The sequence below is a fragment of the Bacillus sp. F9_6S_D1_P_5 genome, from assembly GCF_054823925.1.
In genome coordinates, this window is sequence record NZ_JBTREW010000002.1 from 18,522 (window position 1) to 32,166 (window position 13,645).

The window sequence follows — 13,645 nt, forward strand, 5'->3', positions numbered from 1 at the left end:
ATAATTTTGGCGACTTTAGAAGAATTTCATCAAGATTTTTTGCAATCAATATTATCAGATTCTGAAAGCCGGGGATTATTGAAGGCTCAATCTTTTTTTGAATTGGTATGTGAAGATCTTATGCAGGTCGGTGACTTGACAAATAATTATGCAATGGCGGAATTTATTAAGACTGGTTGTGAAGTTTATGGATATGATTATGACGAGAATCGAAAGATATTTACATTAATTAACTTTCAATTTTTTCAAAGTGATAGTATTGAAACATTAACAAAGCAGTATGCAACTATAAAATTTAATCGATTGAAAAAATTTGCGGGGATGTGTATAGAAGGGATACATTCTGAGTTAGAGGAGACTTCAGATGCTTATTCGTTGGCATTTAATATACATAGACATGTACACAACAAATTAGTGGATAAATTTCGTTTAATAGTATTAACTGATGGGAAATTAACTAAAACCATATCTAGCATTCCAAATGACTGGATTAAAAATATTGAATGTGAACATCAAATTATTGATATTAACTATTTGTATAGTATTTTTATGTCTGAGAATAGTTCAGGTTCCTATGATATTGATATGAAAATTCCATATTTAGAAGTGCATAATACCTCCAATGAATATCAATCCTATTTGGGGATTATTGATGGAGAGCAATTGTTTGAAATATATGATGAATATGGACAAAAACTTCTTGAACAAAATGTTCGTACTTTTTTACAATTTAGGGGAGGCGTCAATAAAGGGATAAGAAATACTATTCAGTATAAGCCGGATATGTTTTTCGCGTATAATAATGGAATTACTGCAACTGCAACACATGTAGAAACGGAAAATGGCTTTATAACTAAGATAACAGATTTTCAAATAGTAAATGGTGGTCAAACAACTTCTGCTATATATGCGGCTAAGAAGAATTCAAAATTAGATATTTCAAGTGTTTCTATACAAATGAAATTATCAGTTGTAAATAATATCGAGAAAAAAGGCGAGTTTGTATCAAATGTATCCCAGTATGCTAATACTCAAAATAAAGTAAATAAATCAGATTTCTTTTCGAATAGTCCTTTTCATAAAGAAATGAAAGACTATTCGAAACGTATTTGGGTAGCTACTCATGGGGGATCTCAGAAACGTACTCATTGGTTTTATGAGAGAGTACGTGGTGAATATTTGAATGAACAAGCTTATTTAACACCAGCCAAGAAAAGACAATTTCAAATTGAAAATCCTAAAAACCAATTAATCGATAAGACATTTTTAGCTAAAAGTGAAAATTCTTGGGGAAGAAAACCTTATATTGTTTCTAAAGGGGCGCAGTATAGTTTCGAGGAATTTGCTCGTTCGGTAACGGATACATTAGAAAAAAAGCAACTCTCAATTACAGAAAATTATTTTATAGAAGCTGTTTCAAGAGTTATTTTATTCCGTGCAACAGAGAAAATTGTATCTAAGGCACCATGGTACGAAAATGCATTTAGGGCGCAAGTTGTTACATATTCAATAGCAGTGCTCTCTGATGCAATATATAAAAGAAAACTATCTTTAGATTTTAATAGGATATGGATTGAGCAAGGTTTACCTAATGAATTAATAGAATTATTGAAAGTTATTACTCATGACGTCTATAAAATAATAACCAATCCTCCACCAGGATCAGCCAATATAGGTCAATGGTGTAAAAAAGAACAATGTTGGAATGATGTTCGCGGTATTGAAATTGAATTGTTACCAATTAAGGAACTGCTTATGACTATTGAAGAAGCGAAGAGTGAACAAAAATCTGGGAAGAAACGAAAAGATTTAGATAGTGGTATCGAAATTCAAACATTTGTTATACAAACTAATCTTGAATATTGGAATCAGTTATTTGGGTACTATATAAGTAGTGACAATTTTAGATCTTTGAGTATAACTCAAAGAGATATTTTGAAAAAGTATGTAGAAGGTAAATTAACATTACCTTCTGAAAAACAAGCAAAAGTGCTCTATTCATTGTATCAAAAGGCTGTTCAAGAGGGATGGGAAGTATTGGGGACTGAAACAGAGGGGATGAAATAAAATCACTACTTTAAAGCGAGAATGTGAAATGTACTGGGAAATTATTATAAGTAGCAATAAATTTTTTAGGTATCATTAAAAGGGATTTTGATTGAAAAAAGTTCTATTAAATGAAGTTCGGTTTGCATCCGACTTTATTTAATAGAACTTTAATTATTGATGTTCTTCTATAAATTCATCATATGTTCCGATTTCACAAAAATCTATAGAGTAGTCTGTGTCGCCATGTTTATATACTGCTACTGAATCGATTCCTAAAGTTTCTAATTTTTCATATGTAAGCAATTCTTTCTCCTTTAAATCCATGACTTTTCTTAATAACCATTCCCCTAGAGCGCTATTAGGATTAGACATAAGCGCCTTGCTATTTTCTTGGCAAACTTTGGCTGATAAAATGGCTTTGTCAGGAAGAGACAAGTCAAAACTTTCATCGCGAGGTGGGAAAAAGGTAGGGAAAACTTTATGAATCCAAACAGGAATTGGAATATAGACTTCATTTGGATTGCGAAGTCTACCTGCAGCATTCCATTGATTCAAACCGCTTTTTTCCGGTACGTGTCGCTTAGCACCACGATCTGAGAATAAAGGTAAAACTATGAATTCTCGTTCCTTATTATTAAGCTTTGATGTTGTAGGTGATGACTGAATGTAGTTATTATTAAGATTAAACAACTGGGCTAATGTAGTGTATGGATCTTTGATAATCTGGACATCAATTTCAGCCAAGGGATTTTCCATATAGAAACGTTTATAAAGAGTACTTTTGGTAACGTTAAAACTATATTCATTTATCCCATCTTGGAATGTAATTATATTCTTATTACTAACAGTTATATTTTTAATGTTTTGAATATCGATTAAATCCATGGGTACTTCGAATAAGGAGATGTTCCCAGGTTTTCTAGTAACGCAATGATAAATCATATCATGTAATCCGTAAGTACGCTTGGTAAACTCGATACGTTGGTTTCGGAGTTGTGCAACAGTTATAATCATTTCTTTAGGTGATTTATCCCTATATAATTTTGAATCTTTATTGAACTCAGCTACCTTTTGTAAGGTGCGACCATTTCCATGTAAAAAGGTTTTTAGGCCAACACCTACGCCATCTAACGAGGCATCGGCTGAGCAGTCTGCTCGTCCAAGGTTGTCAGCTTGTAAAGCTACACAATAGGTGTTTTCTACATTTCTTGATACTAGATAAGGAGCATCGCTCTCGGAAAATAAATTAGAAAGTGCGCCTGTTGATCTAAGCATTTCAATGTATTTTTGTTGGTTTGATTTTGTTTGTCTATTATAAAGCATATGCTCTTCTCCTCTATAATTTTTCGTTTTTTAGACCAGCTAAGTAATCCATGGATACTTCTAGTTTCTTAGCAATTAGTTTTAGGGTATCTACAGATGGAGTGCGCTTGTTATTTTCATATAAAGACCAAGTGCTAGCTGAGACACCTATTAATTGAGCTGCTTCTTTTGAAGTCAAATTTTTCATTTCTCGTGCGTTTTGAATGCGAGTACCTAAAAAACCTTCCATGCCTTCACCTCCTGTTAGTTATAGTATCACTCGAAATCTTGAAAATAGTCATCAATTTGCAATTAGCAAACTTATATTATTTGCTAATTGCAAATTGATGACTATTATTAAGAAGAAGCAAGATAATTTGGAGGTTTATCTGAAATGTTGGAAAGGATAATTATTTGTTTTTTATATCTTTATTTTGGGAAGTAGGGATTTAAATATAAATAGCGTGATATTTGGAATAATTAGCATAATTTTTAAAGAGGAATTTGAAGATCTCCCCTTGCACCTCCCCCAACGTCACGCCCTAACCTAAAGAAGATAAATCAAAAAAGGGGGACAAAACCACTCATGAAAACCACCACAAAAGAAAAAAGAACCACCATCATCATGCTATTACTTTCAGCCGCAATAGGAATCTTTTCACCACTACTCATGTACATCACGCTGGCACGTAAAAATGAAGTGTACAAATACCATTGCCGGAAGGCGTTCAATTTTCATTTGTTAATCTTTCTTCTATTTAATATTAGTTCGCGTATTAGTGATGTTTTGTTTTGGATTGTATTTGCCTTTGAGGTAGTTCAAGTGATCATTGTTGCGTGGAAAGTAATACGCGACGAGCCATATCGTTATTTTATTCGAATTCCGTTATTTAAAGAAGATAAGTACACGGTGGAAGGAGAATAGGTGATGAAACAAGAAGTGGAGATAAGGGGAAAGCGATTTTTCATTATGATTGCAGTGCTGTTTATTGCGATTTATATCGTTTTACGAAAAAGACAGTATGAGTACTTTTATGATGGTATTAGTGAGTATGAAAATCGTTATAGAGGGAATGTTCCTTTTTTGTTACTTGTTGTAGGTTTGTTTCAATATTGTAGAAAGAATGAGATGAATTTTTCTCATATGCTTCAGTATGTGAGAGAGAAGTTAGCGGAGTAGGTGATGATATGGCGTGGATGATTAGTGAGTTTGCAAGTGTTGGGGATGTTACGGTGCGGACGCTTCGTTATTATGACAAGATTAATTTATTAAAGCCGAGCGATTATACTGAGGGTGGGCATCGGTTATATACGAAAGATGATTTGTATGTGCTGCAGCAAATTCAATCGTTTAAGCATCTCGGTTTTTCGCTTGGGGAGATTCAAAATATTATATTGCAGCGTGATATAGAGACGGAAGAATTTTTAAGACAAATGCAATTTCAAAGGGAATTGCTTTTGGCAGAGCAAGAAAGAATTGCGAAGGTGCTTTCGCATATGGATGAGATGACGAAGAAGTTTCAAAAGGAAGAACGAGTGGATGTTGCTTTGTTTTCTTCTTTTCTACAAACTTTTATATGGGAGAAAGAAAATAAAGAATGGCTAGAGGAACACTTTTCAAAGGAGAGTGTTCAAACGTTTTATAATAATAAGGAATTAAAAGAAAAGTTTGATCGGCGATTTATGGATGTGATAGGGAAGTTGAAAAAGTATAAGGTAGAAGAGAAGGATCCGAGTCATCAAGATGTTCAAGTTACCTTGAAGGAATTTTTCAATGTAATAGAAGAGGTAATGAATTCCCTTGATACACCTCAAAGTGATATAGAGGATATAATCCAAAAATCAAACCTCCCACTATCCGAATTCCCAACTCTCTTCACCACCGAAGAAGAAAACTATATAAAAGAAGCAATGAAGCAGTTTAACAACTAGTTAAACTGCTTTTCCATTATAATAGAAGAAAAGCCAAATGGAGGGAAATCCCATGCCACCCCACAACAAACTAATCCGAAACAAAATCCCACAAATAATAAAATCCAACGGAAAAACACCCACAACAAGAATCCTAAACGAAGATGAATACATAAAAGAACTCTGCAAAAAAACAGAAGAAGAACTAACCGAATATCTAGAAGCAGACACAACAGAACATAAACTCGAAGAACTATCTGACCTACTAGAACTAATAAACGCCCTAGCCGAATACGAAGGCACAACACTAGAAGAAATTAACAGCATCCGAAAAAAGAAAGCAAAAGAACGAGGTGGCTTTTCAGATCGAGTCTTCCTAATCGAAGTAACCGATAACTAGCCCCTCCTAAGCCCCTTACAAGCCCCTACCAAGTAATAAATCACTAAGAAAAAACATAACAAAACAAAAACACCAACAAACACCGTAGTAGTAGTCGAAAAAAATTTTGAAATAACACGCCAAAAACCCTGCCATCCTCCCATATATATTATGAAGAGGTTTTCACTTTTGAACGGAGACGGGAGGAATTGGGATGGCGGTGTATCGTACTGTGCAGGTGAATTTTTGGCAGGATGATTTTGTTTTGGATTTGACGCCGGAGGAGCGGTATTTTTATGTGTATTTGTTAACTTGTTCGAAGACGACGCAGTGTGGGATTTTTCCTTTTCCGAAGCGGTTAGCTGAGATGGAGACGGGTTATAATCGGGAGACTGTTGATAAGCTTGTGCAGCGCTTCATTGATTATGGGAAGATTCTTTATGATGCGGATACTCGTGAGTTATTCGTTTTGAATTGGCTTCGTTATAATCCGGTGACGAATACGAATGTGGAGAAGTGTGTGCTTCGTGAGCTTAAAGGTGTGAAGAATAAGGAGTTTGTACATATGTTTCTTCAGAAGTGCGTAGAGGAGGAGCTGAATGTTCCGATGCTTTTAGCGCATTTCGGTATGCCGAGTGATTTGGCTGTGGATGATGTTGAGCCAGTTTGCGAGGAGACAGAGGAAGAAGAGGTTATAGAGGAAGAAATGGGAAGTCGTGTGTTTTCTTTTTATGAGCAACATTTCGGAAGTTTGTCTCCGCATACTGTGGAGGAACTGAGTGCGTGGATGGAAGATTTGTCAGAGGAGCTTGTGCTGAAGGCTCTTCAAATTGCGTTTGAGAATAATAAGCGGACGGTTGCTTATGTGAAAGGGATTTTGAGAGGGTGGCACGGGAAAGGATTTACGAAAGTGTGTGAGGTTGAGGCGGATACGGCTAAGTTTCGAAAGAAGGAGTCGTCTGTTAGTACGGGGGAGACGGAGGAGTTTTTGGCGAGGTGTGAGGAGTGGGAGAAGAATGCGCCGTCAGAGGAAGAGTTGCAGCGCTTTTTAGCGGAGCGCGGGTGGCGTCCATGAGTATTCAAAATGTGGATGCGGAAAAGACGGTGTTAGGTTCTCTATTAATTGATGGAGAGCTTATTAAGGAGTGCCGTTTGACGGAGCGGTATTTTTCTCTGTCAGTGCACAAGTCTATATTTCAGTTAATGCAAAAAATGGAAGAAGAGGGGCAACCGATTGATCTTGTGACGTTCATTTCTAGGGTAGATCCGAAGTTTTTAGAGGGGATCGGGGGAATGGAGTATTTTATAGGCTTAATGGATGGGGTGCCTACAACTGCCAACTTCTCTTATTATGAGGGGCTTGTTCGAGGTGCCTGGAAAATGTATCAGGCAGGTGTTCTCGGGCACAAGATGGGAGAGCGTCTTATTGCGGAGAAGAATGAGAAAATTATAGGTGAGACAATTACGGCACTTTGTGAGTTAGAGGAAAAGGACTGTGTATGTGAGTTTGATTTGAAGGATGCGCTAGTTGATTTATATGAAGAGCTTCATCAAGATGCGAAAGAGATTACTGGTATTGAGACTGGTTATACATCGCTAAATAAAATGACGTGCGGATTGCAGGAAGGTGATTTTGTCGTCCTTGGTGCGCGCCCTTCTATGGGTAAGACTGCGTTTGCATTAAATGTTGGACTGCATGCGGCGAAGTCGGGAGCAGCGGTTGGATTGTTTTCGTTAGAGATGAGTAGTAAGCAATTATTGAAAAGGATGGCATCTTGCTTAGGCGAAGTGTCAGGAGGTAGGCTGAAAAATCCGAAGCATCGTTTTGCGATAGAGGACTGGGAAAAGGTGAGTAAGGCGTTTGCAGAGATTGGTGAACTGCCATTTGAGATTTACGACAATGCAGGTGTTACGGTGCAAGATATTTGGATGCAAACTCGTAAGTTAAAGAGAAAGCACGGTGATAAGAAGGTTTTAGTTATTGTAGATTACTTGCAGCTTATTACGGGCGATCCGAAGCATAAGGGCAATCGATTTCAAGAGATTAGTGAAATTTCTCGTAAACTTAAAGTATTAGCCCGTGAATTAAATGTTTGTGTAGTAGCATTATCACAATTGTCTCGTTCGGTAGAAGCACGACAAGATAAGCGACCTCTTTTATCTGATTTAAGAGAGACAGGACAAATTGAGCAAGATGCGGATGTCATTATGCTTATGTATCGCGAGGATTATTACGATAAGGAAACGGTGCAGAAAGAGATGACGGAGATTCATGTGGCGAAGCACCGGAATGGGCCTGTGGGGAGTTTTAAGCTTAGGTTTTTGAAGGAGTTTGGGCGGTTTGTGGAGAAAGGGGATTAATTGGAATAAATAAAACGAATAAATAAGATAACGTCTTATTTATTCGTTTTATTTTGTATGAAATTAATTTTAAAACTGAAAAACTAATTAATTTGATAAGCAGCTAAATCTCCCACAGGATTTTCATTAAACACTTTTTTAGAAATCTCTCCAATAGAATTGGTCCCTATTCCATCTACAGTTGCACCTATTATACCGCCGATTAAAGGAATGGTCTTTCCGAGGTTTACAATCCCTTTTTCTCCAAATTTAGTAACCAGTCTAAAACCTACTGCCTGATTAATTCTTTTTATAACTTCGCCAGAAATTTTTTTTATTGCTTGCTCTGTCAACTTTTCTCCAATTTTTATTCCTACACCTTTAAAAATATCAAAGGTTGCTTGACCAGCAAGGCATGCAAATACTAAGGTTTTTACCTTGTCATTTTTTAAATCATAGCCTCTCATGTAAGCGATTGTACCAATCATTCTTATTTGAACATATAAAACAGAAGCAAGATTAGCTGGAATAGCCACAGGTAATGTGATTAATCCACCTAATCCGGTTAAGAATCCGGAAGTAGCAGCTTTTGTATTTTGCCATCGTATCAATGAATCAATTGCTTCATCAACAGTAGAATTTTTAGAAAGATAGCTTTCAGCTAGCTCAAAAATATTATCAGTACCAGGTAAACCATGTAAAGCTTTTTCGTAGCCCCATTCTAAAGTTTTGTTTATAGTTTCAACGGTCAAATTATTCTTAGTCAAATTTGTCACCATCCATATTTTTTTATTTAATTTTAATTATAATAGAATATCTATATAAAAGGTTTAAAATGGTAATTTAATTAGGAAATTCTTTTTGAAAAATGTATAGATAGTTAATTAACCTGTAATAGGAATATCAAAGTTTGAAGAAGTAGCTCGAAAATTAGATGTAACAATTGAAAAGGTGAAAGAGTGGGAGAAGCGTTTATCTCATTAAATGTAAAAAAAGACACCAATTGGTGTCTTTTTATTTAGATGTAGAGAATGAAAATAGAAGTAAAAATTATTTCCCCGGGGTATGTTCATCTATCTAAAAAACACCTACTCCACATACCTCTTAAAATCCACCTCAGCAATCAACATACGTACTAATATAAGTGTCGCGCCTAAAATTCTTTGATTCTTTTCATATACTCCTTATTTCCCTATAAAGAAAGATCGTCTCTCTGCCGTAATCCATTGCTCCAAGTCGTCTTGGCTACGTCGGACAAGTCGATTTACTAAAACATCATGCCATACATAATCCTCTAATAAATATATATGAACGGGGTCATCTGTATAAAAAGCAATATTACGCTCTTCAATTGATGGTCCATAAATCATCTCTTTAGAATCTATCGATAAAATAAACCAATGTTCTGTAGAGAGGGTTTCTGTATAAGGTGTGATACGATGGGCTTCTAGATTTTTAATAGGATTTTCAACATGCAGGGTAATGCCTTGTATTGTAACTTTATCAGCTACCTCAGCTAAATCCTCTTTTAACGCTTCATACATTTCATCCCACATCGAAATGACAATACGTCGTTCTGCTTTTTTTATTAATGCCTGACAATAGCTAATGATTGTTTTGTTGTCTTTTAAAGTAATCACTCGATTATCCGGTTTTTCCTCGGAAGTTTCGAGTTTTTTTAATGAATCACTGATTCCTTCATAAGTAGATTGCCATTCTGATTGAGCTTTCTGTAAAAAGATTTCAACAGGTAGAGGTGAATAGCGAGTGGTGTCATTTATTTCTTCCTTCATGACAATTCCTTTTTCTACAAGGTTACCCAAAATCTCATAAATTCGCGCTCTTGGGACCCCTGAATCCTTACTTACTTGGTAGGCTGTAGCAGGCCCCTGTTTCACAAGAGATACATAAGATTTAGCTTCATATTCATTAAAACCAATTTTTTTAAGCTGTTGTACTATGTAGTCCACTTTTTTCTTCCTCCGATGTTTGCTTTTATCCCGCATTAACGGGCAGTAAGACCCCCACCTCAAAATTCAGCGGAAGCAAAGAAGTTAGGTGGGGGTCGGGCTGCCCGTAAAAGCCCGGTTGGTGAGGGCTAATAATCAGTGGGGGATGAACACACCCCACTGATTAAAGTTTCACTTTATATTTCAACGTTACAATAACTCTTTACATTTAGCAAATTTATAGTTACTATTACAATGGTGACTAAAGGGGAGGCTACTAGTATGGATTTGTATTTAGACCCATCTATATTAATTATTTTGATTGTTTTTGGGTTTGTGGCTGCATTTATTGATTCAGTTGTAGGTGGTGGTGGACTCATTGCCTTACCAGCTTTATTATTTACAGGGCTGAATCCAGCAAGTGCAGTAGCCACGAATAAATTAGCATCGACAATGGGAAGTGCAACTAGTAATATTGTGTTTTATCGTTCTGGTAATCTTGATTTGAAATCGGCTTTAAAATTATTTCCAATCACTTTCATAGGCTCTATAGTAGGTGCATGGACTGTTCATTTAATGAACCCAGAAGTACTGAAGCCATTGATGCTGGTGATGCTTGGTGCAGTCGCTATTTATACGATATTTAAAAAGGATTGGGGTAGTATTTCTACTCATAAGAAATTATCTGGTCGACACGTCATTATTTTTACCTTTTTTATTTTTGCTATTGGTTTTTATGATGGATTTCTAGGGCCTGGCACAGGTTCGTTTTTAATGTTTGCTCTTTTATTTATTGGGTATGATTTTTTAAAAGCCGCAGGTAATGCGAAGTTTCTTAATTTAGGAAGTAATGTTGGTGCATTGTTGATATTTATGTATGTGGGGCAAGTAAACTATGCGTATGGTTTTATAATGGGGATTGCTCAAATTGCTGGAGGAGTCGTTGGCTCTAAGTTTGCTATAAAAAAAGGAAGCGGGTATGTTCGTGCTCTTTTCATTACAGTAACTTGTTTATTGTTAGCGAAAAATCTGTATGACTATGTGCAGTAAGTAATGTAGGAAAGGTTAACTATGCAGACTACATAAAGTATAAGAAGATACCAGGGGGAATTTCTTTAAAAAAGTCTCATTTAAAAGAAGATCTAAGTGAAGAAAATTAAAATAGTATAAACTCATATTTTTCTCGGGTATGTTTATCTATCTTAGTGAAATACCTATTCCACATTCTTTTTATAAACAACCCGCAATAATATAAGCGTCGCCCCTAAGTATTCTTTTCCTGTGAGCGTTTCACCTGTGAAAACGAAAGCAAAACTTGGGGAAAATACAGGTTCTGATGAAAAGATAAGGCCTGTATGTGTGCGAGTTGGGAAAGATGGATATTCTCATTCGATTATTGAAAGTTCGGATTTGAAGAAGATTGGTATGTAGTATGTACAAAAAAACGCCTATTTCATATAGGCGTTTTTTTGATGGGGAAGTTATTCCTCTTCAAACTGAAAAATATCCCGGTTAATAAGTTGGTGGAGATACTTATCCATTTCAGCAGCAGAAACGCTTCTTTCATTTTTAAACCACCATGTGCTTAATGAGGTGATTGCCCCTGAATAAAATTCAATGATTAAATCATTTGGCATCGTATGATTTTTGCGTAGTTGATTTAACGCTTCTATTTCTTGTTTTCTCGTTTCGTGACTTAAATACTGTGTCCGGTTAATAAATTGTTCATCTGACATTTGCGTCTCTAATATTTTACCGATTTCTTCATGGTGTAGAAATTGTTCCATTACTTGAAATGGTTTACTTAATCGATCTGAAACTGGTATTTCAACAATCATCTTGCTGTATCGTTTAAATCCAAATGCTAATAAAGCATCTTTATCTTCAAAGTGTTTATAAAAGGTTGTTCGGTGTACCATCGCACGGTCGCAAATTTGGTTAATGGTGATCGTACTATATTTTTGTTTTGATTGCGTCATTAATTCAAATAAGGAATCCCATAGTAATTTATGTGTACGTCTAATACGTAAATCGAGTTGTTTTTCATTATCGTCCATCTACAATTCTCCTTTTTTGTAGATTAAGTATACAGTGGCTGACAATTGATTCTCCCTTTTTAATCTACATATGTATATTATATTACATGTGTTCTGGTGTATTTAAAGTTTTTTAAGTAAGAAATAGGAGGAGAATTTGTAAATGAATATGACAACTAAGAGCCCAGCAAGTGGCAAAGTTGATACTTCTAATTTGAAACATACCCCCATTTTAATTGCATTACTTTTAGGGGCAATGGTTGCATTATTAAACGAAACATTACTTGGTAATGCGTTAACAGTATTAATGAAAGAGTTTGGTGTAACAGCTTCAACGATTCAATGGCTTTCTACAGCTTACATGTTAGTGGTTGGGGTTTTAGTTCCAATTACAGCGTTACTTCAGCAATGGCTCACAACGAGACAAATGTTTTTGATCGCTATGGTAACGTTTTTAGCTGGTACATTAATTGCGGGATTCGCACCGACATTTTCCATTTTATTAGTCGGCCGTATCGTCCAAGCTGTAGCGACGGGATTAATTACACCGTTATTAATGAATACGATTTTAATTATTTGTCCCCCTGAAAAACGTGGTGCCACAATGGGATTAATCGCACTTGTGATGATGGCAGCCCCGGCAATTGGTCCTACATTATCTGGAGTAATCGTGGATTCATTAAATTGGCGCTGGTTATTCTATATTGTTATTCCAATCGTGATCATTTCCATTATGATTGGTATGAAGTACATTCAAAATGTTTCAGAGTTAACAAGACCAAAAGTAGATTATCCATCAATCCTTTTATCGACATTAGGATTTGGAGGACTTGTGTATAGCTTTAGTGCATCGGGTGATTTAGGGTGGTCTGATGCGAAAGTGTATGGCACTTTACTTGTTGGGCTTATCTCATTATGTATTTTTGCCGTTCGACAATTGAAAATTGAGAATCCAATTTTAGAATTACGCGCATTTAAAGTTCCGATGTTTACATTATCAGTTGGATTAATAGTCATTGTGATGATGTCATTATTTTCAACGATGACTTTATTACCGATGTTCCTGCAAACAGTGTTACTCGTTACAGCTTTTAAGTCAGGAATTATCATGCTTCCGGGAAGTGTTATTAGCGCCGTAATGGGACCAATCGCGGGTAAACTATTTGATAAATTTAGTCCGAAAGTTATTATCGTTCCTGGTATTGTGTTAGTGGGGATTGCGATGTTCTTATTTAAAGGCATTACGCCTGACACATCAATGGTACAAATTATTGTCATGCATAGCGTATTAATGGTTGGACTCATGTTTGTCATGACAGCACAAACATACGGTTTAAATCAATTAACACCAGATTTATATCCACACGGAACAGCACTGTTTAGTACGTTGCAACAAGTAGCTGGCGCAATTGGTACGGCTATCTTTATTTCGAAAATGTCTTCAGGAACAGCTAGCTATATGGAAAGCTCCGCAAATCCACTGGATCCAGTAGAGAAGTTAAACGGTTTAACATCAGGATTCCAAGGTGCTTTTACACTAGGGTTAGTCTTTATCATTGTTGCTTTTATCGTATCGTTGTTTTTAAAAGAAGAGAAAGAGGGAGTAACGGCAGCGAGGGTTTTACAGAACGAGAATTAAGGTCCAAATAAAAAAGACATCTTTAAGAGATAAAGATGTC

The 13,645-nt window shown here is 35.9% G+C and carries 14 protein-coding genes and 1 pseudogene; 9 read left to right on the forward strand and 6 right to left on the reverse strand.

The genetic code is table 11. The features are described 5' to 3' along the window. Nucleotides 1-6: 6 nt before the first annotated feature. The gene (locus ACUXEY_RS02925) at nucleotides 7-2,067 is read left to right on the forward strand and encodes an AIPR family protein (protein WP_461300052.1); all 2,061 of its coding nucleotides are present in this window, start codon (nucleotides 7-9) and stop codon (nucleotides 2,065-2,067) included. A gap of 153 nt (nucleotides 2,068-2,220) precedes the next feature. On the opposite strand, the gene ACUXEY_RS02930 is transcribed toward ACUXEY_RS02925, so the two are convergent. Together ACUXEY_RS02930 and ACUXEY_RS02935 are read right to left on the reverse strand one after the other, a co-directional pair. After that, nucleotides 2,221-3,372 carry a phospholipase D-like domain-containing protein gene (locus ACUXEY_RS02930; RefSeq protein ID WP_461300053.1) on the reverse strand — a complete coding sequence of 384 codons (1,152 nt, stop codon included), beginning with the start codon at nucleotides 3,370-3,372 and terminating at the stop codon, nucleotides 2,221-2,223. A 13-nt stretch (nucleotides 3,373-3,385) separates the two neighbouring features. Next, nucleotides 3,386-3,601, reverse strand: coding sequence for a helix-turn-helix domain-containing protein (locus ACUXEY_RS02935; RefSeq protein WP_277545864.1), 216 nt, complete (start codon nucleotides 3,599-3,601; stop codon nucleotides 3,386-3,388). A 336-nt stretch (nucleotides 3,602-3,937) separates the two neighbouring features. Here ACUXEY_RS02935 and ACUXEY_RS02940 point away from each other — a divergent pair, with 336 nt between their 5' ends. From ACUXEY_RS02940 to dnaB, 6 genes are all read left to right on the forward strand, one after another. Beyond that, a complete protein-coding gene (locus tag ACUXEY_RS02940) occupies nucleotides 3,938-4,276 on the forward strand; it encodes a DUF4870 domain-containing protein (protein WP_461300054.1) in 339 nt (112 codons plus the stop codon). A 3-nt stretch (nucleotides 4,277-4,279) separates the two neighbouring features. Next, nucleotides 4,280-4,531: a hypothetical protein gene (locus tag ACUXEY_RS02945; RefSeq protein WP_461300055.1), complete on the forward strand. Its 252-nt coding sequence runs from the start codon at nucleotides 4,280-4,282 to the stop codon at nucleotides 4,529-4,531. Nucleotides 4,532-4,539: 8 nt separating this feature from the next. Further along, complete coding sequence (locus ACUXEY_RS02950) at nucleotides 4,540-5,283, forward strand: MerR family transcriptional regulator (protein ID WP_461300056.1); 744 nt, start codon at nucleotides 4,540-4,542, stop codon at nucleotides 5,281-5,283. Between the two features lie 52 nt (nucleotides 5,284-5,335). Next, nucleotides 5,336-5,662, forward strand: a complete 327-nt coding sequence (locus tag ACUXEY_RS02955) for a nucleoside triphosphate pyrophosphohydrolase (RefSeq protein WP_461300192.1) — start codon at nucleotides 5,336-5,338, stop codon at nucleotides 5,660-5,662. 193 nt (nucleotides 5,663-5,855) lie between these two features. Beyond that, entirely contained in the window at nucleotides 5,856-6,716 is an 861-nt protein-coding gene (locus tag ACUXEY_RS02960) for a DnaD domain-containing protein (protein ID WP_461300057.1), read from the forward strand. Next, complete coding sequence (dnaB, locus tag ACUXEY_RS02965) at nucleotides 6,713-8,002, forward strand: replicative DNA helicase (RefSeq protein ID WP_461300058.1); 1,290 nt, start codon at nucleotides 6,713-6,715, stop codon at nucleotides 8,000-8,002. Before ACUXEY_RS02960 ends, dnaB begins: the two co-directional genes overlap by 4 nt. Nucleotides 8,003-8,085: 83 nt before the next feature. On the opposite strand, the gene ACUXEY_RS02970 is transcribed toward dnaB, so the two are convergent. Together ACUXEY_RS02970 and ACUXEY_RS02975 are read right to left on the reverse strand one after the other, a co-directional pair. Then, the gene (locus ACUXEY_RS02970) at nucleotides 8,086-8,757 is read right to left on the reverse strand and encodes an EcsC family protein (protein ID WP_253621505.1); all 672 of its coding nucleotides are present in this window, start codon (nucleotides 8,755-8,757) and stop codon (nucleotides 8,086-8,088) included. A 408-nt stretch (nucleotides 8,758-9,165) separates the two neighbouring features. Further along, complete coding sequence (locus ACUXEY_RS02975; RefSeq protein WP_461300059.1) at nucleotides 9,166-9,951, reverse strand: TrmB family transcriptional regulator; 786 nt, start codon at nucleotides 9,949-9,951, stop codon at nucleotides 9,166-9,168. A 261-nt stretch (nucleotides 9,952-10,212) separates the two neighbouring features. Between ACUXEY_RS02975 and ACUXEY_RS02980 the strand changes: the two genes are divergently transcribed. Then, nucleotides 10,213-10,980: a TSUP family transporter gene (locus tag ACUXEY_RS02980; RefSeq protein ID WP_025966954.1), complete on the forward strand. Its 768-nt coding sequence runs from the start codon at nucleotides 10,213-10,215 to the stop codon at nucleotides 10,978-10,980. A 164-nt stretch (nucleotides 10,981-11,144) separates the two neighbouring features. Here ACUXEY_RS02980 and ACUXEY_RS02985 read toward each other — a convergent pair. Next, nucleotides 11,145-11,303, reverse strand: a pseudogene (locus ACUXEY_RS02985) (EamA/RhaT family transporter); the annotation flags it as partial. A gap of 108 nt (nucleotides 11,304-11,411) precedes the next feature. Next, entirely contained in the window at nucleotides 11,412-11,987 is a 576-nt protein-coding gene (locus ACUXEY_RS02990) for a TetR/AcrR family transcriptional regulator (RefSeq protein ID WP_461300060.1), read from the reverse strand. A 142-nt stretch (nucleotides 11,988-12,129) separates the two neighbouring features. On the opposite strand from ACUXEY_RS02990, the gene ACUXEY_RS02995 reads away from it, so the two are divergent. Next, nucleotides 12,130-13,605 (forward strand): MDR family MFS transporter, encoded by a 1,476-nt coding sequence (locus ACUXEY_RS02995; RefSeq protein WP_461300061.1) that lies wholly within the window; start codon nucleotides 12,130-12,132, stop codon nucleotides 13,603-13,605. Nucleotides 13,606-13,645: the final 40 nt, after the last annotated feature.

Coding starts and splice junctions, on each gene's coding strand:
- ACUXEY_RS02930 (WP_461300053.1), bottom strand. CDS start 3,372: ATGCTTTATAATAGACAAACAAAATCAAACCAACAAAAATACATTGAA.
- ACUXEY_RS02935 (WP_277545864.1), bottom strand. CDS start 3,601: ATGGAAGGTTTTTTAGGTACTCGCATTCAAAACGCACGAGAAATGAAA.
- ACUXEY_RS02940 (WP_461300054.1), top strand. CDS start 3,938: ATGAAAACCACCACAAAAGAAAAAAGAACCACCATCATCATGCTATTA.
- ACUXEY_RS02945 (WP_461300055.1), top strand. CDS start 4,280: ATGAAACAAGAAGTGGAGATAAGGGGAAAGCGATTTTTCATTATGATT.
- ACUXEY_RS02950 (WP_461300056.1), top strand. CDS start 4,540: ATGGCGTGGATGATTAGTGAGTTTGCAAGTGTTGGGGATGTTACGGTG.
- ACUXEY_RS02955 (WP_461300192.1), top strand. CDS start 5,336: ATGCCACCCCACAACAAACTAATCCGAAACAAAATCCCACAAATAATA.
- ACUXEY_RS02960 (WP_461300057.1), top strand. CDS start 5,856: ATGGCGGTGTATCGTACTGTGCAGGTGAATTTTTGGCAGGATGATTTT.
- dnaB (WP_461300058.1), top strand. CDS start 6,713: ATGAGTATTCAAAATGTGGATGCGGAAAAGACGGTGTTAGGTTCTCTA.
- ACUXEY_RS02980 (WP_025966954.1), top strand. CDS start 10,213: ATGGATTTGTATTTAGACCCATCTATATTAATTATTTTGATTGTTTTT.
- ACUXEY_RS02990 (WP_461300060.1), bottom strand. CDS start 11,987: ATGGACGATAATGAAAAACAACTCGATTTACGTATTAGACGTACACAT.
- ACUXEY_RS02995 (WP_461300061.1), top strand. CDS start 12,130: ATGAATATGACAACTAAGAGCCCAGCAAGTGGCAAAGTTGATACTTCT.